Genomic DNA, 20,244 nt, shown 5'->3' with positions numbered 1-20,244 from the left:
ATACCCCTCGGGGTATGACGCTAGGGGTATCCGGCCGATTCCCGGGAGCGTGCCCGGGGTGCGTCCGCGCTGAGCCGTGAACGGCGTGCCCGAGCCGTGCCCCAGGTCACGGCGGTCGCTGCCGTGAGACCCATGCCGACCCAGGTGAGCGGGCTGGCAAATATCGCGTGGGGCAGTTGCTGGCCGAGGACGAAGACGCCCATGACGACGACGAACCAGCCGAACGCCCTGCGGAGGGCGTTCTGGGGGATGCGTCCGGCGAAGCGGCTGCCCACCAGGCTGCCGACGACGGCCGCGGCGGTGACCATCAGGGCCAGGTTCCAGTCGATCTGGACCCCGTTGAGATGGCCGGCGAGTCCGGAGAACGACTTCATGGCGATGACCAGGAGCGAGGTGCCGACGGCGACGCTCATGGGCAGTCCGCCGAGCAGGGCGAGGGCGGGGACGACGAGGAATCCGCCGCCGGAGCCGACCAGGCCGGTGACCGCGCCGACGACGAGGCCCTCGGCGATCACGTGCTTGACGGGCAGTTCCGTGCGGGCGGGCTTGGCCGCCTTCGGCTTGCGGGGCTTGCGGAGCATGGCGGCGGCGGTGGCGAGCATCATCAGGGCGAACGCGATGAGCAGGGCGGTGCCGGGGACGTACTCGGCGAGGCGTCCGCCGCCGTAGGCGCCGACCATGCTGACCGCGCCGAAGATCAGACCGGTGCGCCAGCGCACCCGGCCCGCGCGAGCGTGCGGGACGAGACCGACAAGGCTGGTGGCGCCGACGACGAACAGCGACGTGGCGATGGCCTCCTTGGTGTCCATCCCGGCCAGGTAGACCAGGATCGGCACGGTCAGGATGGAACCGCCGCCACCGAGGACGCCCAGGCTGATGCCGATCAGTACGGACGCGATGAGGACGAGCGTGATCACGAGCGGTCCCGCAGGGAGGCGATGACCGTACGGATGTCGGTGCGCGGGCCGCGGTTGTAGGGCAGCTTGGACAGCAGCATGCCCATGGCACAGGTGTTGCTGAGCGCGGCGAAGGTCAGCCCGGCGCCGATGGCGGTGCCGATCAGGTGCACGCCCGGCACGAGCAGGCCCGCGACGCCGGTGACGAGCACGATCGATCCGGCGATGAGGCGGACCTGGCGCTCCAGGTCCCAGCGCGCCTCGCCCCGGTTGACGGGAGCCCCGGCCACTTCCCAGGCCATCATGCCGCCGTCCAGGACACGCAGGTTGGGCAGGCCGGCCTCGGCGAGCGCCTGCTCGGCCTGGGCGGCGCGGGCTCCGGAGCGGCAGACGAGGACGACATCCTCGTCGAGGTGGGCGAGGAGTTCGGCACGGTGCTCGCGCAGGGTGTCCAGCGGGACGTTGTAGGCACCGGGGATGTGGACCGTCCGGAACTCGCCCGGGGTGCGCACGTCGAGCAGACGCGGCCCGCGTCCGTCCTTGATCAGCTGCTGGAGGGCGGCGGGGGTGAGGCCAGCGGTACGGGAGGCGTCGGTCGTCATGAAAACTCCGTCGTGGTGAGGCGACCCCGCACAGAAATGCGGGGCGGGGCATACGTGAGGTCAGAGGTCAGGAGCGGGGGCCGGCGCCCGCGCGAGGAAGGCCCGTCAGGGCAGAGGGCGCCTCCCCGCGGGGGCGTCGGCGGTTCGTCTCGGCCGGGAAGGGCCGGTCTGTGAGGCGGCGGCCGGTCAGACGGTCGCGGGCGTGTTGAGCAGCGCCCAGGCGGCGTAGCCGCCGAGGATGTCCGAGACGTCGGTGAAGCCGTGGTGGCGCAGCAGACTCGCCGCGATCGACGAACGGTGGCCGCCCGCGCAGTGCAGGACCAGGGGCCGGTCGCCGGGAATCTCGTCCAGGCGGCGCGGCAGCTCGCCGAGCGCGATGTGCAGGGCGCCGTCGATGTAGCCGTGCTCGCCGCGCTCGCCGCAGTTGCGCACATCGATGACGACCGGCGGGTCGTCGCTCTCCAGGGCGGTGCGGACCTGGGCGGCGGTGAGGCGGCTGGCCGGGGTGACCTCATCGGCCAGCACGGTGAGGGCGTCGTCCGGGGAGCGCAGGTAGCCGGCCACGCGGTCGAAGCCGATCCGGGCGAGGCGGGTGACGATCTCCTCCTCGCGGTTCTGGGGCGCGAGGACGAGGAGGTCGGCGTCCGCGGGCAGGACCGTGCCGGCCTGCTCGGCGAAGCGTCCGTCGGCCGGAACGTTCACCGCGCCGCGCAGGTGACCGGCTGCGAACTCCTGCGGGTCACGGGCGTCGACGACGACGGCACCGGAGGCGCGGAGGTCGGCGAAGTCCTCGACGCTCAGCGGCCGGGGGGCGACGGCCGGGTCGAACAGCTCGCGCTCCTTGCGATTGAGCTCGGCGTCGAAGGCGAAGTAACCGGGAGCCGCGGACTGGCCGGCGGCCACGATTCCCACGAAGTCGGCCTGCGACATGGGCACGCACGCGTAGTTGGTGGCCCGCTGCTCGCCGATGGTCGACTGCTTCTCCGTGGAGAGGTTCTTGCCGCAGGCGGAGCCGGCGCCGTGGGCGGGGAAGACCCGGACCTCGTCCGGCAGGCCCATCAGCTTGTTCTGCACGCTGTCGTGGAGCATGGCGCCGAGTTCCTCGGCGGTCACCCCGACGGAGGCGAGCAGGTCGGGGCGGCCCACGTCGCCGATGAACAGGGCGTCGCCGGTGAGTACGCCGTAGGGGATGGCGTCCTCGCCGTGCTCGTAGACCAGCACGCTGATCGACTCCGGGGTGTGCCCGGGCGTCTCCATGATCTTCAGAGTGACGTCGCCGAGGCTGATGATCTCCCCGTCGGCCAGCTTGCGGATCGGGTACTCCGTCTCGGCGCGGCGGCCGTAGCCGATCCACGCACCGGTCTCGGCCGCCATCTCCAGGTGTCCGGCGACGAAGTCCGCGTGGAAGTGGGTGTTGATGACGCCGACCACGGTGAAGCCGTGCGCCTCGGCGTCCGCCAGGTACTCCGAGACGTCCCGGCGGGGGTCGACGACCACGGCCCGGCCCGTGGTCTCGTCGGCGATCATGTACGACGCCTGCGAGAGGCAGTCGAGGTAGTACTGGGCGAAGAACACGGGAACCTCCGTAAGAGATGGGTTAGATACCCTGGGGGGTATTCGAGAGGCCAAAAGCAGGCCCGCTCCCCGAAGGGGCGGGCGGGTGAGCCGCCTGGAAGGTCAGGCCGACCCCGGAGCGGACCCCATCAGCACCGGGCGACCACCGCCGGCCCAGCCCCGGGCCCCGTCGGCGACCCGGGTGCGTGAGGGGCGGCAAAGGTTTCCAGGTCCACGTCACGAGCCATGGCGGGATTCACCTCCGTATACCCCCTGGGGTATTACGCTCTCGACCGTAGGGGCGACTGGCAGACCTTGTCAAATACCCCCACGGGTATTTGACCCGCTCGACCGAATCCCGGAGTACGGAACAAACCCACCCGGATATCGGTTGCATCCGACATATCCCCAGCGCCTGTCGCTCGCCTCCGGCGGCGGCAGCGCGAGGTCCCACCGGCCGGCCGGCTGTGCGCGCCTCGGTCGGAGAACCGGTCAGAAGGCTCGGACAGGTGAGCGGCTTTCGACGAGGGAGATCCGTTCCTCGAACTGCTCGCAGCGCGGTGGGTTCGTCGCTGCTCATCACGTGTCGCGCGCGATGTGTCCCCGAGGCTGAGGTCCTCCTGGACGCCACGGGCGCCCGCCCGACACCTACCGAGCCATCGCCGGCCTCGCCTCCGACCACACGATCAGCATCTGAGAGCAGGCGGCGACCAGGCCAGACGCGTCCCACCCGCTATCGCGCACCGACTCGTCAAGCCGCTTCCCGGAGACCGGCGTCCAGGATTCGGGCAGCCTTGGTGATGCTCCCCGGCACCGGATGTCCTGCGGGACCAGCGCGATACAGTGCGCGAGACGGCAGCCTCGTCAGGGAGGGCAAGCGTGACCGACACCAGCGACACCCGACCTGTCGAGAGCGAAGCGCGAGCACCGCGGCGGAGCCCACTGCACCGCCTGATGCGGTACATCCCCCTGGTCGCCCCCGTCCTGCTGTGGGCCGTGCCGTGCTGGGTGCTCCTGTACACCGGCCAGCACTGGCCGCTGCCCGTCACGCTCGCCGGCACCGCCCCGTTCGCCCTCGGCCTCGTCGGCATGCCGCTCGCGATGGTGCGCGGCCACGGCAGCCGCCAGCAGGACCGGGCCGCGATCTTCGGTGACACCCTGCTGGGCATCAGCTGGGTCCTGTTCACCTGGTCCGTTCTGCTCGGCGTCCTGCTGCGGGCCGCCCTGAGCGTGACCGGCGTCGGCGAGGGCCAGGACCGGGCCCGAATCGTCACCTGGGCCGTTCTCGGCGTCACCGCCGTACTGCTCGCCTGGGGGTACGCCGAGGCCCGCCGGGTGCCCCGCGTGCGCCGACTTGACGTGCAACTCCCGCGCCTGGGTGCCGGGTTGGACGGCATCCGCGTCGTCCTCATCACCGACACCCACTACGGTCCCCTCGATCGCGCCCGCTGGTCGGCACAGGTGTGCGAGACGGTGAACACCCTGGAAGCGGACCTGGTCTGCCACACCGGCGACATCGCGGACGGCACGGCCGAACGCCGTCGTGCCCAGGCCGCCCCGCTCGGAACCGTGCGGGCGACCCGGGCCCGTGTCTACGTCACCGGCAACCACGAGTACTACAGCGAGGCCCAGGGCTGGGTCGACCTGATGGACGAGCTGGGCTGGGAGCCGCTGCGCAACCGCCATCTGCTGCTGGAACGCGGAGGCGACACCCTCGTGGTCGCCGGCGTGGACGACGTCACCGCCGAGTCCTCCGGCCTGCCCGGCCATCGCGCCCACCTCGCCGGAGCCCTGAACGGCGCCGACCCCGACCTGCCCGTCCTGCTCCTGGCGCACCAGCCCAAGTTCATCGACCGGGCGGCAGCCGCCGGCATCGACCTCCAGCTCTCCGGCCACACCCACGGTGGCCAGATCTGGCCCTTCCACCACCTGGTCGGCATCGACCAGCCCGCCCTCGCCGGCCTCAGCCGGCACGGCGCCCGGACCCTCCTCTACACCAGCCGCGGCACCGGTTTCTGGGGCCCGCCGTTCCGCGTCTTCGCCCCCAGCGAGATCACCCTGCTCGTACTCCGTTCCCCGCACCCGCCCACCTCGCCGTAGCCGTGGGCGGGCCGGCACCTCCGCCTGCCGGCCAGCCACTGCCTTCCGGGTCTTGCGGGTCCCGATGATGTTGCCGCCGAAGGCGAGCCGGTCCACGACGGCCGTGCGGAGCCGTGGGCCGGTGGCGTCTTCGTCCGGCGTGACCACGAGCTGATGGCCGACCGACCGGAGCGCCGGCCGGCCGCGTGTCAGTCGGGGCCGCTCCAGTCGAAGGGGAAGTACTTGCTGGACCGGCCGCTGCGGCTCCAGCTGAAGCCGAAGGCGTCGGCCTGATCGGTGGTGGACCGGCCCCAGGTGGCAATCTGTCCCGGGCCGACCTCGGCACCGGGGGCGTTGTGGACCTGGACCCGGGCCCCCTCGGCCGTGGTGGGACCGGTGAGGGCCTCGGCACGGGCGGTCACCCGGCCGGGAATCTCAGCGCGCCACGCCCCCAGGTCCTCGTCGACCTCGACGGTGATCGGAGCGACGTCCATGCCGCGCACCTCGGCTCCGAGGACCTGAGCGAACTGCTGCGGCCAGCCGCCGGCCTCCCCGCCGAAGATCGCGCCGAGTGCGGCGCGCTGCTGCTCGTCGGCGCGCTCGTCGACGAAGACCGCGGCATACGGGTCCGTGTGCTCGCCGGCCCACACGTTGCCGGTGAAGGACCCGAGCATCAGGACGTTCAGATCGTCGAGCCGGACGTCCCCGAACCGTCCCTCGCGTATGTGCCAGGCGAGCACACCTTCGCAATCGCCCTCGGACGGGGGCTGGGCGAAGGTGCACGGGCAGGGTATGGCGCACTTGCAGGTGTCGAACCAGTCGCCGGCCACGTGCCAGGGCGGGCTGCTGGTGGTCTGCTCAGCCATTTCGCTCCTCCTCTCCCCGGTGTACGGAGCGGTGTCACTTCCAGGGTGCTCCTCGCCGACGCGAAAGCGAAGCGGCCCTCGCAGGCAAGGGGAACCGGGAGGCGCTGACGGGGACGCCGGCTCGCACACGTCGCCCGGGGCGGGATCCGTCGCCGTCGACGCACCGGGTGGGCCCGCTCACTGCCATGAGGGCTGTCGCCAGGGTCCCGCCACCTCCGCTTTTGGGGCCGGTGATTCTGTGCTCTGCTGGAGATGTCTTCGAAAGCACTCGTCGCGGCCACCGAAGCGGCGGGCGTCCCGGGAGGCATGCCGTGCCGCATCTCCGGCTCGCCCCACCGGAGCCCACCAGGCCTGGGGTCCTGCTGCCGAGGCGTGATCTGGCCCTCGGCTGGTTCCTCCTGACCCTGATCGCCGCGCTGGCGTGGGTGCTCACGGCCGCGCAGTCCCGCGACATGGGGATGGAGCCGGGCACCATGGGGCTGGCGCTCCCGCTCTTCCTGCTCCTGTGGGTGGTCATGATGGCGGCGATGATGCTGCCGTCGCTGGCACCCGTGGCTCTCACCTGGGTACAGGCGATCAACCGCGGCAGCGCGGGCCGCGTCCGTGCGCTGCGCCTCACCGAATTCGTCGGCGGCTATCTGCTGGCCTGGGCCGGCTTCGGACTGCTGGTGTACGGGGCCCTGGCGGCGACGGGGCACCTGGTCGACGCCCGCCCCGAGTGGGGGCGCTGGATCGGCGCGGGCGCGTTCCTGCTGGCGGGAGTCCAGCAGTTCGGGCCGCTGAAGCGGGTCTGTCTGCGGCACTGCCGCAGCCCGATGTTCCAGCTGGTGCGGTACGCGCGGTTCCGGCCGTGGGCGAAGGATCTGCGGGTGGGCGCGCACCACGGGCTCTACTGCGTCGGCTGCTGCTGGGGGCTGATGATCGTCCTGATCCCCCTCGGCGTGATGAACGTGGCGGCGATGGCGGGCCTGGCGGCGGTGATCTTCCTGGAGAAGCTGTGGCGGGGCGGCCCCTGGCTCAGCTGGGCGGTGGGCGTCGCCCTCCTCGTACTCGCCGTGCTCGCCCCCTTCCAGGACTGGCTGCTGCCGGGTCTTCAGATGTCGGGTCCGTCGATGGACCAGATGAGGGGTGCGGCGGCGCACTGACGGCCGTCGCTGATCGCGCCGGGCGGCCCTCCGGCGGCTGAAGTGTCCGCCGCTCGACCGGCGGGACGGCACCACCCAGTTCGTCGCCACGCGCACGGCCGTGGCCGCGGCGGCGGTCGCGGCGGCACCGGCACGGGGGCAGACGTTCCCGGCCTGCTCCCGTGCCGATCGTGTGCGACGAAACGGCGCCCTGTGCCTCCACCCGCGCCCGGGGGCACGCCCGGTGGGCACGCCCCGGGGCGCTTCGCGGGCCCGGACACCGACTGTTCCGAGGGTGATCCAGCTCGCTCGGATCAGGCGAACGGGATCGTCAGGACCGAGCCCGTGCCCACCTGGAGGGTGGACGGGCCGTTGCCCAGGGCGCTCCAGACCTCCACGCGGACGGTGCCGCCGTTCAGGTCGCCCGGGGTGCCCGAGGCGGAGTGCGGACCCTGCCGGGCGGAGGAGTACTCCTCCCAGCCGGGGATCGGGTCGGTGGCGAAGTAGCGGAACGTTTCGACGCGGTCGAACGTGCCGTCACCCGTCAGGTCGTACGACACCCGGGCCTGCTGGGCGTACCCGACAGAGCCGCCTGCGTCGACCTTGAAGGTGAAGGCCGTGCCGGAGCCGGGCTTCAGGGTGCCCTTGACGTTCTTCACCTCGTAGACGAGCGGGTTCTTCGGTGTGCCGTCGTTGTTCGTGCCGCCGGCGGACGGGATCGTGTCGGAGGAGCCCGTCGCGGCGGCCTCGGTGGCGAGGGTGCCGCCCGGCCGCAGGTAGAAGGTGTCGCCCGTGACGTACGGCGGAGGGGCGTCGCCGGTGGTGGTGACGGTCAGGGTGCCGCCCGCCGGACCGACCTGGCCGGCGGTGTCGCGGGCCCTGACCGCGTAGGTGTACTCGGTGCCGGGCGTCAGTCCGGTGTCGGTGTACGTGGTCCCGGTGACGGTGGCGACCTTCGTGCCGCCGCGGAAGACGTCGTAGTTCCTGACGCCCTTGTCGTCGGTCGCGGCGTCCCAGGTCAGTTGGACGGAGGTGTCGGTCACGTCGGCCGCGGCCGGGGTGCCGGGCGCGGTGGGCTTCTCGTCGGCGGGCGGCGGTTCCCCACCGCCGCCCGCGGCGCCGCAGAGCGTCCCGAGCCGGGTGTCGTCGCCCGCGCCGGACGCGGTGGACTTCGCCGGTACGTTCAGCACGCCGCCGTCGGAGAAGAGGACCGAGCACTCCTCTGCCGCGTAGTTGTGGGCGGCGTACGTCTTGGTGCCGTTCTTGTCGAAGGCGACGGCCGTCGGCATGTCGGCGGTGACGGTCATGTCCAGTGCACCGATCGAGTTCATCGTGGCGACCCAGTGATAGGTGTGGGCCTTGGTCTCGCCGGCCTCGGGAACGTAGCCGCCGTCCCACTGGTTCCAGGCAGCCATGGCCTTGGCCGGGTCGTACAGCGCCTGGACCTGCCAGAAGATGTCCCGCCACTCGACGGCCGGGCCGCCGTTCTCCCTCTCCATCTCGGCCACGCTGCGGCGGAGCATGTCCTTCTCCCGGGCCAGGTGCAGCGAACCACCGGTCACGGGGAGGAAGTTGATGCCGTGGATCTCCTCGGGGTTGGCGGTCCACCAGGTGGCGTAGGCGCCGCCGCTGCTCCAGACCATGCCGACCACGTCGTGGGTGAAGTCCTCGGGGTAGACCTGCTGGTCGGCGTCGAACCAGTACTGTGCGATCGACTCCGACTCGGTCGTCAGCATGTAGACGCCCTGGTCGCGCAGCGCCTTGTCGCCGAGGGCCGAGCCCCACATGATCAGGCCGGCGCTGAGGTTGATCGACTCCGAGGACGACTCCTGGTTGTTGCCCGCGGCGAAGGCCTCGTGGCCGGCCGCCCAGCTGTGGCCCGCGTAGACGTCGAAGCCGCGCAGGAACGGGTACTTCTCGTCGTCCCTGGCCGGGTTGGCGGCGTCCTTGACGAGTTCCCCGACCATGCCGCCCCACTCGGAGTCGGCGGCCCACTGCGGGTCGTACTGCGCCACGACGGAGGCGGCCAGCACGTAGTAGGAGTAGTGGAAGTGGTGGTCGTTCAGCTCCTGGTCGCTGCCGTACGAGGCGGGGTAGCCGATGAGGGTGCGCCAGTCCTTGTCGTAGGAGAACTCCGACGGTCCGCCGGCGGTGAACCACTCCTCCATGCGCCCCTTGATCAGCTGAAGGAGCTTGTCGCGGCCTGCCGTGTCGCCGATCTGGTCGGCGATCGGCACGAGCTGGGCGAGCTTGCCCAGGGCCTTGCCGGTCCAGTAGGTGTCGACGGCACCGCTGAACGGATCACCCTGCGTCAGCACGTCGTTGAGGTAGGTCCTGAGCTTCGTCCTGTCGACGCCGGGGGCGCTCGGCAGCCCCGGCAGGACGCCGTTCACCTTCTGCGTGGTGGTGAAGGAGGTGCCCTCGCGGACCTTCATCTCACCGCGCGACGAGACGTAGGTGTAGTCGGTCAGCGGGTCGGAGGTGTGCAGCCACTGGTGGCGGTAGAGCGCCTGGAGGGTACCGGTCTCCTCGCCCTCCTTCGCCTCGGTGGTCAGCGTGTAGGTGGCCTTGATCTCGCCGTCGCCCTCCCGGTAGTCCCAGTCCACCTCGGAGCCGGTCACGAAGCTGAAGGCGTACTTCGCGTAGTCGGCGAGCGCCTCCTTGCCGGGGAGGACCGCCAGGGAGAAGTAGTCCTTGGTGCCGAGGTCGGCACGGATCTCGTTGCCCGAGACGGTCCAGTCGCTGCTGCTCGGGGCGAACAGCGCGTAGTGGTGGCCGGAGATGGTGACGCCGAGGACGTTGCCCCGGTCGGCGAAGACGGTCGGCGGCGCGGCGGCGCTGATCTGTGCCGCGCCGCCGGTGCCCTCCGCGTAGACGTACGGCAGGCCGTGGCCGATGGTCGCCCGCAGGGTGCGCGCACCGTCGTTCCAGTACGGCGTGACGGTCCAGTCGCTCCACCCGTCGGCCCTGGCGTCGGGGGAGTTGAGGCCCGCGAGGCCGAGGGTCAGGTCGGCCTTGTGCGGGAACTCGTACTGGCGGCCGCCGCCCACGATCTGATGGGTCGTCGGGTAACCGACCTCCAGACCGCCGGACACCGCCTTGTAGGTGAGGGGATGTCCGTACATGTTCTCCGACCACGGGTTGCCGGCGAACCGCTGGAAGACCAGCGAGGACCACCAGTCGTTGGTCGGCACGGGCTTGTCCGCCATGGCGGACGTGACCTTGGGCTTGACCGGCCGGCCGCCGTTGTCGGAGGGCCCCTGCCTCCCGGCCGGACGAACGTCGCTGTAACTTCCCTTGCCCACCTCGACGGTGGCGGCGAAGGCGGCGCCGCCACCGACAGTGGCGGCCAGACCTGTGGCGGCCACGGCGGCCGCCGACAGAAGCGCCAGACGTCTACGGAATCTCATGCGCGACCCTTCTGAGAGCGCTCTCAAGACGCCGTCAACGTAGGTTCGCGGCACGGGGTGGTCAATACCTGAAGCAAGGGTCCGTCCCGCCGGTGCGGGCGGGTGCCGGCGACGCCCGAGGACAGATCCGCCCAGGGCCGGGCGCCCCGGAAGCCGCGTGGCCGCAACCGCTGTCCTGGGCGTGCGCCCGGCGGCGCGGCCCGGACGGGGCGAAGATCGGCTTGACGGTCAATGTCCCGTCCACGGGCGGTCATTCGGCCGACGGCAGGCAGTCCCGGCGCCGACCGGTGCACCTCCGCCCCCTCGTCCCGGTCCGGCGCCGGTCCGCTGATTCTGAGAGCGCTGTCGGTCATCTGCTCCGGCCTGTAAGGAAGTTGACGGGCGTCACGAAAGGCGGGGCGCGGCGCGTCCGGAGTATTGACGGCCGATGAAACAACTCAATAGTTTCAGTATCTTCGACTCACAGGGGGTGCTCCCTATGGAATCCAGCACGGCCGGCACCACCACGATCCGCTCCAAAGAGGGTCGTACGCGCTGGGAGCGCAGCTCGTGAGATGCGTCCGCAGCACCATCGGCGCCGCCGCCCGCGACCCGCGCGGCACCGCGTAGCCGCGCCACCCGGCTCACCGGCGGCATGGTCGTCCCGACGGTGCACTTCGCCGACATGACCGCTCGCGAGGCGAGCCGGTGGCCGCGATTCCGACAGGAGGGATCACCCATGGGCCGCTACAGCCGACTCCGCCGCATCCGGCAGATGGATCCGCAGCGGGACTTCGAGCAGATCTACCGGTGGATCATCCACTACGAGTTCCCCCGCGACTATCTCCACGGGACGTCGATCGCGTTCCTGCGCGACTACGGCGTCCCGCGCATCTCCCGGCTCCTGGACCGCACCCAGGAGTTCGAACGGGCCGGTCAGAAACGGTACGACGACACGGTGCTGATCACGTACGAGATGGTCCGCGAGGGGATGGACTCGGAGCACGGCCGGGCAGCCGCCCGCCATCTGAACCGCATCCACGGGCGTTACCGGATCCCCGACGAGGACTTCCTGTACGTCCTGGCCACCACGGTGGTGGGGCCGAAGCGGTGGATCGACCGGTTCGGCTGGCGGCGCCTGTCCGAGCAGGAGACCGAGAGTCTGGCGCTGGTGGGCCGGCGGATGGGCGAGATGATGGGCATCTCCGGCGTGCCCGACACCTACGCCGCGTTCGAGCGGCTCCACGACGACTACGAGCGGGAGATGTTCGCCTACGACCCCGCCAACCGCAGGGTCGCCGCGGCCACCCTGCGGATCCTGGCCTCCTGGTACCCGGCCCCGGTGCGGCGGCCGGCGTCCCGGGTCGCGCTCGCCGTCCTGGACGAACCGCTGCTGAAGGCGCTCGGCTTCCGCCCGCAGCCGCGCTGGCTGCGGGCCGCCGTCCACCGGGGGTTCCGTGTCCGGGCCGCGCTGATCCGCCTGCTGCCCGGGCGGCCGGAGCGGTTCCCGCGCATGCCCAAGGCCCGCACCTACCCCTTCGGCTGGACCCTGGACGACCTGGGGCCGCACTGGGCGCACTCCCGTCCGCCGGCCCCGCTCCAGGAGGAGACGCCGCCCGAGGACGCCCCAGTTCCCGCGCAGTCGTCCGTCCCCCGTGCTCCCCGTCAGGAGACCCGATGACCGACACCACCCAGGCCGCCGCGGCACGCGCCGCGACCTTCACGACCCACTCCCCCGCGACCGGCGAGCCGATCGCCGAACACCCGGTGCACGGGCCGGAAGAGGTCTCCCGCGCCGTGGCCCGGGCCCGGACCGCCCAGGCCGGCTGGGCGGCGCTGTCCGCGTCCCGGCGCCGTGACCACCTGCTGCGCTGGAAGAAGGCCCTCGCCACCGACCTGGACGCCGTGGCCCGCACCATCGCCGAGGAGACCGGCAAGCCCGCCGGTGACGCCGCGCTGGAGGTGGTCCTCACGCTGGAGCACCTGGGCTGGGCCTCCCGCAACGCCGAACGGGTGCTGCGCCGGCGGAAGGTGGGCACCGGGCTGTTCGCCGTCCACCAGCGGGCCTCGCTGGTGCACCGGCCGCTGGGCGTGGTCGGCGTGATCGGCCCCTGGAACTACCCCCTGTACACCCCGATGGGCTCCATCGGTTACGCCCTGGCCGCCGGGAACGCCGTGGTCTTCAAACCGTCCGAGCTGACCCCGGGCACCGGGGTCCTGCTGGCCGAACTCTTCGACACCGCCGTGCCCGGGCATGCCGGGCTGCTCACCACCGTCACCGGCGCGGCGTCCACCGGGGACGCCCTGGCCCGGTCCGGGGTCGACAAGCTGGCGTTCACCGGTTCGCCGGGGACGGCCCGCAAGGTGATGGCGGTGTGCGCCGAGACGCTGACGCCGTTCCTCGCCGAGTGCGGCGGGAAGGACGCGGTGATCGTCACCGCGGACGCGGATCTGGACGCGGCGGCCGACGCGATCGTGTGGGGCGCGCTGAGCAACGCGGGGCAGACCTGCGCGGGGGTGGAGCGCGTCTACGCGGTGCGTGAGATCCACGCGGCGCTGTGCGAACGGGTGGTCGCGCGGGCCGAGGCGCTGCGCCCGGGTGCCGGGGCGGACGCCCCGTACGGCCCGATGACGCTGCCGGGCCAGGTCGGGGTCGTCGAGCGGCATGTGACCGGTGCGGTCTCGGCGGGTGCGCGGGCCCTGCTGGGCGGGCCCGAGTCGGTGCGCGCCCCGTACGTCGCGCCGGTCGTGCTGACCGGCGTTCCGGAGGACGCGGCGGCGATGGCGGAGGAGACCTTCGGGCCGGTCGTGGCGGTCAACGCGGTGGCCGACGTGGACGAGGCGGTGGAACGGGCCAACGCCTCGCGATACGCCCTGGGGGCCGCGGTGTTCTGCCGCAGCGGGCGCGCCGGTGCGGCGATCGCGGCGCGGCTGCGCGCGGGGGCGGTGTCGGTGAACTCGGTGCTGGGCTTCGCGGCGGTGCCCGCGCTGCCGTTCGGCGGGTCGCGGGACTCCGGCTTCGGGCGGATCCACGGCGCGGAAGGGCTGCGTGCCTTCACCTCGGTGCAGTCGACGACGGTGCAGCGGTTCACCCCGCCGATCGCGCTGACCACCTTCGAGGTTCCGGCCGCCACGCGGGAGCGCGCGGTGCGGCTGGCCCGGGCACTGCACCGGCGCCGCTGAACGGCCGGGCGGCGCCCCGCCGGACCGCCCCCGGCTCCACGGGCGGTCCGGGCCGGTCAGGCGTCCAGCAGCGGGGCCAGGTAGCGGCGGGCGAAGGCCCGGGCCTGGTCCTCGTCCTCCATCTCGATGCAGCTGGCGGGGTTGAGCAGGAAGGACACGGCGACCCGCACCATCAGCTCGGCGACCGGGCGCGGGTCCTCGTCGGGCCGGCCCTCGACCTGTTGCGCGCGGCGCAGATGGGCCGTCAGGTACTCGACGGTGGCGGAGAGCGAGAAGCCGCCCTGCACGGTCAGGTAGGGCAGCACGAGCTCGGGTTCGAGGCGCAGCAGGCCGCCGAAGAGCGGGTGGGCGCGGGTGTGCCGCAGGGCGACCACGAAGCCCTCGACGACCCGCTCCTCCATGGTCGGCAGCGCCGCCACCGCCGCGTCCAGCCGCTGGAAGAACCGGCTGAGCTCGCGCAGCAGGGTGGCCTCGACCAGCTTGTCCTTGGTCTGGAAGCGCCGGAAGACGGTGACGCGGGAGACTCCGGCGCGCTTGGCGACGTCGTCCACGGAGGAGCGGCGCAGGCCCAGCAGGGTGAACTGCTCCAGGGCGGCGTCGAGGATCCTCCGCGCCGTACGGTCCTCCGCTTCCGGCTGGGCGAGGGCCCGGGCCTGCCCCGAGGCGTTCGTGTCAGTGGTCATGGTGCTCACGATACCGGCGGATGTCTCCCCTAGATACGTTGAAACAATTATCGTATCTCAGTAACACGACCCGAGAGCCGGAGGACCTGATGGGCAGTCGCCTCACCGAAGAACAGGCCGATTTCGTCGCGGCCGTCCGTGATTTCGCCAAGCGCGAGTGCGGCACCCGGGAACAGCGCGACGCGCTGACCGCCGGCGGACGCGAGGTCCACAACCCCACGCTGTACGGCAGGCTCGCCGACCTGGGGTGGCTCGGGGTGTGCCTGCCCGAGGAGTACGGAGGCTCGGGCGGCGGGGTGGCCGACGCCTGCCTCTTCCTGGAGGAGACCTCGTACGGGATGGTCCCGTGCGGAGGTTTCATCACCACCGTCATCGCCGCGAAGACGTACGAGCGGTTCGGCACCGAGCGGCAGCGGCAGGAGGTGCTGTCCGGCGCCGTGCGCGGCGACGTGCTGTCCATCGCCATGTCGGAGCCGGGGGCCGGTTCGGACGTCGGCGCGCTGCGCTGCCGCGCCCGGCAGGAGAGGGACGGCACATGGGTGATCGACGGTCAGAAGACCTGGATCTCCAACGCGCACTGCGCGAAGAGCATCCTGCTGGTCGCCCGCACCGGTGAGGACAAGCACGGCGGTCTGACCATGTTCCATCTGCCCGCCGACGCCCCGGGCGTGGAGGTACGGGGCATCGAGACCATGCGCGGGCGGGAGGTCAACGACGTCTTCCTCACCGGCGTGCGGCTGCCGGCGGACGCCGTCGTCGGCCGGGTCGACAACGGCTGGCGGCAGTTGATGGCCGGCCTGAACCACGAACGGCTCTTCCTGGCCGCGAACATGCTGGGCCTCGCGCGCCGCGCCTTCGACGACGCCGTCGCCTACGTCCGCGAACGCGAGCAGTTCGGGCAGCCCGTCGGGTCCTTCCAGGCGCTGCGGCACCGGATCGCCGATCTCGCCACCGAACTCGAGTGCACCCGGCTGCTGGTGCGCGAGGTGGCGCTGGACTGCGACGCGCAGCCGGACGAGCTGTTCCCGCGCGAGGCGTCCATGGCCAAGCTGAAGGCCACCGAGACCGCCAAGCGGGCCGCCCTGGAGGGCATGCAGATGATGGGCGGCTACGGCTACACCACGGAGTTCGACATGGAGCGCCACCTGCGGGCCGCGGTCGTCTCCACGGTCTACGGCGGGACCAGCGAGATCCAGCGGGACGTCATCGGCAAGACCTACGGTCTCTGAGGCGGCCCGAACGTGGCGGCCGCCCGCCCCCGTTCGGGGGTGGGCGGGCGCCTTTCGTGCGCGGGAGGCGCGGGGCCCCGCGGACGCGGGGGCTACAGGAACACGGCCGCGTCAGTCCTGGTAGAGCCCGGACAGCTCGTCGGCGTACTTGTCCCGGATGACCCGGCGCCGCATCTTGAGCGAGGGCGTCAGCTCGCCGGTCGCCGGGCCCCACTCCTCGGCCAGCAGCTCGTACCGCTTGACCTGCTCGGTGCGGTTGAGCCGGGTGTTGGCGGCGGCCACCGCGCGGTCCACCTCCGCCCGGACGGCGGGGTGGGCCGCCAGCCCGGCCAGTCCCCCCGCCGCCTCGACGCCGTGGGCCGCGGCCCACGCGGGGGCGGCCTCCGCGTCGAGCACCAGCAGGGCGACCAGGTAGGAGCGGTTGTCGCCGTACACCATCGCCTGGCCGATCAGCGGGTGTTCCTTGAGCGCGTTCTCCACCAGGGCCGGCGAGACGTTCTTGCCGGTGGAGGTGATGATCAGCTCCTTCTTCCGGTCGGTGAGCCAGAGGTAGCCGTCCTCGTCGATCCGGCCGACGTCGCCGGTGGCCAGCCAGCCGTCGGCGTCCAGGACGGACCGCACCGAGCCGTCCGGCTGGAGGTAGCCGGAGCAGACGGTCGAGCCCCGCACCAGGATCTCGCCGTCCTCGGCGAGGCGGATCTCCACGGACTCCACCGGACGTCCCACCGAGCCGAGCCGGAAGCCGGTCTTCGGGCTGTTGCTGGTGACCACGCCGGTGGTCTCGGTCAGTCCCCAGGCGTCCATGATGACGATCCCGAAACCGGCCCAGAACCTCACCACGTCGACCGGCATCGGCGCCGACGCGCTGGCCGACCAGGTCACCCGGTCCAGACCGCCCGCGGCCAGCAGGGGCAGCAGCACCTCCTCGCGGGCGCGGGCGTAGCGCTCCTCGAGCTCGGCGGGCGGGGTCTCGCCCCGCTCGCGGTACCCGACGTGCTCGCGGGCGACCTCGAACGCCCGGTCGATGACCGCCCGCTGCTCGGCCGGCATCAGCGAGAGGACGGCCCGCACGGCGGCGGACAGTTTCTCCCAGACCCTGGGCACGCCGAAGAACTGCGCGGGGCGCACCTTGCGCACCACCTCGCCGACGCGCGTCGGATCGGCGCAGAGAAGGACGTGCGAGGCCCGGTGGCAGGGCAGGTAGATGCCCAGCATCCGCTCGGCGATGTGGGCGAACGGCAGGTAGCAGATGTGCTCGACGTGCGGGGGCAGCTCCACCACGGCGTCCAGCGCCAGGGCATTGGACAGCACCTCGCGGTGGGTGAGGACGACGCCCTTGGGCTCGCCGGTGGTGCCGGAGGTGTAGACGACGGTCAGCGGGTCCTCGGGGCGGGCGGCGTCCAGCTCCTTGGCGAACTGCTCCGGCACCGGTTCGCGCGACAGGGCGGCGTACGGGAGGTGGCCGCCCTCCGCACCCGCCTCGGCCACCACCAGCCGCTCCAGCGGGGTGGCGGCGTCGGCCAGCAACGGCTCCCACACCGCCACCTGGGCCGCCCCCTCCACCACGGCGAGGCGGGCCCGGCAGTTGCGGGCGATGTGGGTGATCTGCTCGGGGGCCGCGGTGTTGTAGACGCTGACCGGGACCGCGCCGAGGCGGACCAGCGCCAGGTCCGACAGCCAGTGTTCGGGCCGGTTGGTCATCATCAGCAGCACGTGGTCGCCGCGGCCGACGCCGAGGGCCCGGTAGCCGGCGGCGAGGCTCCGGGTGTGCTCGTGGATCTCCGCCCAGCTGAACGTCTTCCAGTCGCCGTCCGGGTCCGCCGACTGCCAGGACAGGCCGGGGAGTCCGGGGTACTCGCGCGCGTTCCGGGCCAGCAGCCGAGGCAGGGTCCGGTCGGCCGGGTCGTCGGGCAGGTCGCCGGTGGTGCGGTGGGCCGATGTCATCAGGGCCTCCTTGCGGGTCGGAGGGGAACGTCCGGGGAGAGCGGGGCGGTGGGAATCCGGTGCGGGCATGCCCGGTGGGACTGGGTGGGAGGTGGGGCGGGGTGCGAAGGGGTGGGCGGGGGTGCGACGGGGACGAGGTGGGGGTGCGACGGGGACGAGGTGGGGTGGGCCGCCCGTGGGTCCGGGCTCCGGGGAAGGAGGCCCGGCTCATGGGCACCGGCCGGTGCTCGGGAGGCACGGACCCGGGCGGCTGTGCGGCCCCGGCCCGGACACGCGGACCCGACCCGGAAACCGGACCCGAGGACAGAAGACCCGACCCAGGTCCCAGACACCGACCCGAGACCGAAACCGAACCCGAGGACAGAGACCCGGACCCCGGACGGAGACCCGGACCGCTGGGGCGGGCGTGCGGACCGCGGGGCGGCGCTGCGGAGCCCGGCCGGAGGTGCCGTGGGTCCTCGGGCGGATCAGGAGTCGGTGAAGGTCTCGCCGCGCTCGGCCTTGCGCAGCAGCAGCCCGGGCGGGGCGAAGCGCTCGCCGTGCTTCCCGGCCAGCTCACGCGCGCGGGCCACGAAGCCGGGCAGTCCGGTGGCGCCGCCGGCGCCGCCGTCGTAGGCGTTGATGTACTGCAGCACGCCGCCCGTCCACGCCGGGAAGCCGATACCGAGCAGCGAGCCGATGTTGGCGTCCGCCACCGAGACCAGCACCCCCTCCTCCAGGCAGCGCACCGCGTCCAGCGCCTCGGCGAAGAGCATCCGCTCCACCATCTCGGTCAGGTCGGCGGGCTGCTTCGCGGGATCGGTGAAGTGCTCGCGCAGCCCTGGCCAGAGCCCGGCGCGCTTGCCGTCGACGTAGTCGTAGAAGCCCGCACCGCCGGACCGGCCGGTGCGGCCGAACTCGTCGATCATGCGGTCCACCACCGCGTCCGCGGGGTGCGGCGCCCAGTCGCGGCCCGACGCCTCGGCCGCGCGGCGGGTCTCCTCGCGGATCTTGCGCGGGAGGGTGAGGGTGAGCTCGTCCATCAGGCTGAGGACCTTGGCCGGGTAGCCGGCGCGGGCGGCGGCCTGCTCGACGGAGGCCGGTTCGATGCCCTCGCCGACCATGGCGACGCCCTCGTCGATGAAGCGGCCGATGACACGGGAGGTGAAGAAGCCGCGCGAGTCGTTGACCACGATCGGCGTCTTGCGGATCTGCCGCACCAGGTCGAAGGCCCGTGCCAGTGCCTCGTCCCCCGTCTTCTCCCCCTTGATGATCTCCACCAGCGGCATCTTGTCGACCGGTGAGAAGAAGTGCAGGCCGATGAAGTCCTGCGGCCGCTCCACCCCCTTGGCGAGGACGGTGATGGGCAGGGTGGAGGTGTTCGAGCACAGCAGCGCGTCCGGCGCGAGCACCCCCTGTGTCTCCTGGAACACCCTGTGCTTGAGGCCCGTGTCCTCGAAGACCGCCTCGATCACCGCGTCGCAGCCGGCCAGGTCCCGGACGTCGGCGGTGGGGGTGATGCGGGCCAGCAGGGCGTCCGCCTTCTCCGGCGTCGAGTGGCCGCGCGAGACGGCCTTGGCGCACAGCTTCTCGGAGTAGGCCCTGCCCCGCGCCGCCGCCTCCGGGGAGACGTCCTTCAGCACGACGTCGATGCCCGCCGCGGCACAGGAGTAGGCGATGCCGGCGCCCATCATGCCCGCGCCCAGCACGGCCACCCTGGTCACCCTGCGCGGCTCGACGCCCTTCGGGCGGCCGGCGCCGGAGTTGACGGCCTGCAGGTCGAAGAAGAACGCCTGGATCATGTTCTTGGTGATCTGCCCGGTGACCAGTTCCGTCAGGTACCGGGCCTCCACCTCGAAGGCCGTGTCCAGGTCGACCTGGGAGCCCTCCACGGCCGCGGCCAGGATGTTGCGCGGGGCCGGGTACGGGGCGCCGCCCGTCTTCTTCTTCAGCAGCGCGGGGAAGGCGGGGAGTCGCGCGGCCAGCTCCGGGGTCGAGGGGGTGCCGCCGGGGATACGGTACCCGGGGGCGTCCCAGGGCTGCGCGGACCGCGGGTGGGCGTCGACGAACGCCCTGGCACGGGCGAGGAGTTCGGATGGATCGGCGGCGATCTCGTCGACCAGGCCGGCCTCCAGGGCGCGCGCCGGTCCGTACTGGGTGCCCTCCAGGAGGACTTTCCGCAGGGCCTCCGCCACGCCGAACATGCGGACCGTGCGGGTCACTCCGCCGCCGCCGGGCAGCAGGCCCAGGGTGACCTCGGGAAGCCCGACGCGGGCGGCCGGGGTGTCCAGCACCACGCGGTGGTGGCAGGCCAGGGCGATCTCGTAACCGCCGCCCAGCGCGGCGCCGTTGATCGCGGCGACGACCGGCCTGCCCAGCGTCTCCAGGACGCGCAGCGAGCGCTTGACGCGCATCCCGGCCTCGAAGGAGGCACCGGCGGTCCCGGGAGTGACGGAGATCAGATCGCGCAGGTCGCCGCCGGCGAAGAAGCTCTTCTTGGCGGAGGTGACGATGACGCCCCGGATGGTGTCGCGGCGTTCCGCCAGGCGCGCCGCGACGGCGTCCAGCGAGTCGATGAACGCGGCGTTCATGGTGTTGGCGGACTGGTCCGGGTCGTCGAGGACGAGGGTGACGACGTGGTCGTCGGACTCTTCCCAGCGGATGGTGGAGGGTCCCGCGGTGGTGTCCATGGCTGTGGTCTCCCGTGGAGGTGAAC

13 protein-coding genes are annotated in these 20,244 nt (G+C 72.3%); 5 read left to right on the top strand and 8 right to left on the bottom strand.

The window, feature by feature from the left end; translation table 11 throughout:
* Positions 1-20: 20 nt before the first annotated feature.
* The 3 genes from ACFY2L_RS09805 to ACFY2L_RS09795 form a co-directional block, all read right to left on the bottom strand.
* Positions 21-917, bottom strand: a complete 897-nt coding sequence (locus ACFY2L_RS09805) for a sulfite exporter TauE/SafE family protein (RefSeq protein ID WP_390821980.1) — start codon at positions 915-917, stop codon at positions 21-23.
* A complete protein-coding gene (locus ACFY2L_RS09800; RefSeq protein ID WP_390656385.1) occupies positions 914-1,498 on the bottom strand; it encodes a rhodanese-like domain-containing protein in 585 nt (194 codons plus the stop codon). Before ACFY2L_RS09800 ends, ACFY2L_RS09805 begins: the two co-directional genes overlap by 4 nt.
* Positions 1,499-1,684: 186 nt before the next feature.
* A complete protein-coding gene (locus tag ACFY2L_RS09795) occupies positions 1,685-3,073 on the bottom strand; it encodes a rhodanese-like domain-containing protein (protein ID WP_390821979.1) in 1,389 nt (462 codons plus the stop codon).
* 858 nt (positions 3,074-3,931) lie between these two features.
* Between ACFY2L_RS09795 and ACFY2L_RS09790 the strand changes: the two genes are divergently transcribed.
* Positions 3,932-5,152 (top strand): metallophosphoesterase, encoded by a 1,221-nt coding sequence (locus ACFY2L_RS09790; RefSeq protein WP_390821978.1) that lies wholly within the window; start codon positions 3,932-3,934, stop codon positions 5,150-5,152.
* A 188-nt stretch (positions 5,153-5,340) separates the two neighbouring features.
* On the opposite strand, the gene ACFY2L_RS09785 is transcribed toward ACFY2L_RS09790, so the two are convergent.
* Positions 5,341-5,997 carry a DUF1326 domain-containing protein gene (locus tag ACFY2L_RS09785; protein ID WP_390656382.1) on the bottom strand — a complete coding sequence of 219 codons (657 nt, stop codon included), beginning with the start codon at positions 5,995-5,997 and terminating at the stop codon, positions 5,341-5,343.
* A 311-nt stretch (positions 5,998-6,308) separates the two neighbouring features.
* On the opposite strand from ACFY2L_RS09785, the gene ACFY2L_RS09780 reads away from it, so the two are divergent.
* Entirely contained in the window at positions 6,309-7,142 is an 834-nt protein-coding gene (locus ACFY2L_RS09780; protein ID WP_390821977.1) for a DUF2182 domain-containing protein, read from the top strand.
* Positions 7,143-7,435: 293 nt separating this feature from the next.
* Here ACFY2L_RS09780 and ACFY2L_RS09775 read toward each other — a convergent pair whose 3' ends face one another.
* A complete protein-coding gene (locus tag ACFY2L_RS09775) occupies positions 7,436-10,531 on the bottom strand; it encodes a glycosyl hydrolase (RefSeq protein ID WP_390821976.1) in 3,096 nt (1,031 codons plus the stop codon).
* 718 nt (positions 10,532-11,249) lie between these two features.
* Between ACFY2L_RS09775 and ACFY2L_RS09770 the strand changes: the two genes are divergently transcribed.
* Both ACFY2L_RS09770 and ACFY2L_RS09765 read left to right on the top strand, forming a co-directional pair.
* A complete protein-coding gene (locus tag ACFY2L_RS09770; RefSeq protein ID WP_390821975.1) occupies positions 11,250-12,191 on the top strand; it encodes an oxygenase MpaB family protein in 942 nt (313 codons plus the stop codon).
* Positions 12,188-13,693 (top strand): aldehyde dehydrogenase family protein, encoded by a 1,506-nt coding sequence (locus ACFY2L_RS09765; RefSeq protein ID WP_390656378.1) that lies wholly within the window; start codon positions 12,188-12,190, stop codon positions 13,691-13,693. The genes ACFY2L_RS09770 and ACFY2L_RS09765 overlap by 4 nt, the downstream gene beginning before the upstream one ends.
* Positions 13,694-13,749: 56 nt before the next feature.
* Here the strand turns inward: ACFY2L_RS09765 and ACFY2L_RS09760 are convergent, their stop codons facing one another.
* The gene (locus tag ACFY2L_RS09760) at positions 13,750-14,376 is read right to left on the bottom strand and encodes a TetR/AcrR family transcriptional regulator (RefSeq protein ID WP_390656377.1); all 627 of its coding nucleotides are present in this window, start codon (positions 14,374-14,376) and stop codon (positions 13,750-13,752) included.
* An 89-nt stretch (positions 14,377-14,465) separates the two neighbouring features.
* Between ACFY2L_RS09760 and ACFY2L_RS09755 the strand changes: the two genes are divergently transcribed.
* The gene (locus ACFY2L_RS09755) at positions 14,466-15,605 is read left to right on the top strand and encodes an acyl-CoA dehydrogenase family protein (protein WP_390821974.1); all 1,140 of its coding nucleotides are present in this window, start codon (positions 14,466-14,468) and stop codon (positions 15,603-15,605) included.
* A 111-nt stretch (positions 15,606-15,716) separates the two neighbouring features.
* On the opposite strand, the gene ACFY2L_RS09750 is transcribed toward ACFY2L_RS09755, so the two are convergent.
* Together ACFY2L_RS09750 and ACFY2L_RS09745 are read right to left on the bottom strand one after the other, a co-directional pair.
* Entirely contained in the window at positions 15,717-17,549 is a 1,833-nt protein-coding gene (locus ACFY2L_RS09750) for an AMP-dependent synthetase/ligase (protein ID WP_390821973.1), read from the bottom strand.
* Positions 17,550-18,016: 467 nt separating this feature from the next.
* Positions 18,017-20,218: a 3-hydroxyacyl-CoA dehydrogenase NAD-binding domain-containing protein gene (locus tag ACFY2L_RS09745; protein WP_390821972.1), complete on the bottom strand. Its 2,202-nt coding sequence runs from the start codon at positions 20,216-20,218 to the stop codon at positions 18,017-18,019.
* Positions 20,219-20,244 lie beyond the last annotated feature (26 nt).

The organism is Streptomyces sp. NPDC001381, assembly GCF_042895685.1.
GTDB lineage: Bacteria > Actinomycetota > Actinomycetes > Streptomycetales > Streptomycetaceae > Streptomyces.
This window is presented reverse-complemented; position numbering and strand designations above follow the sequence as displayed.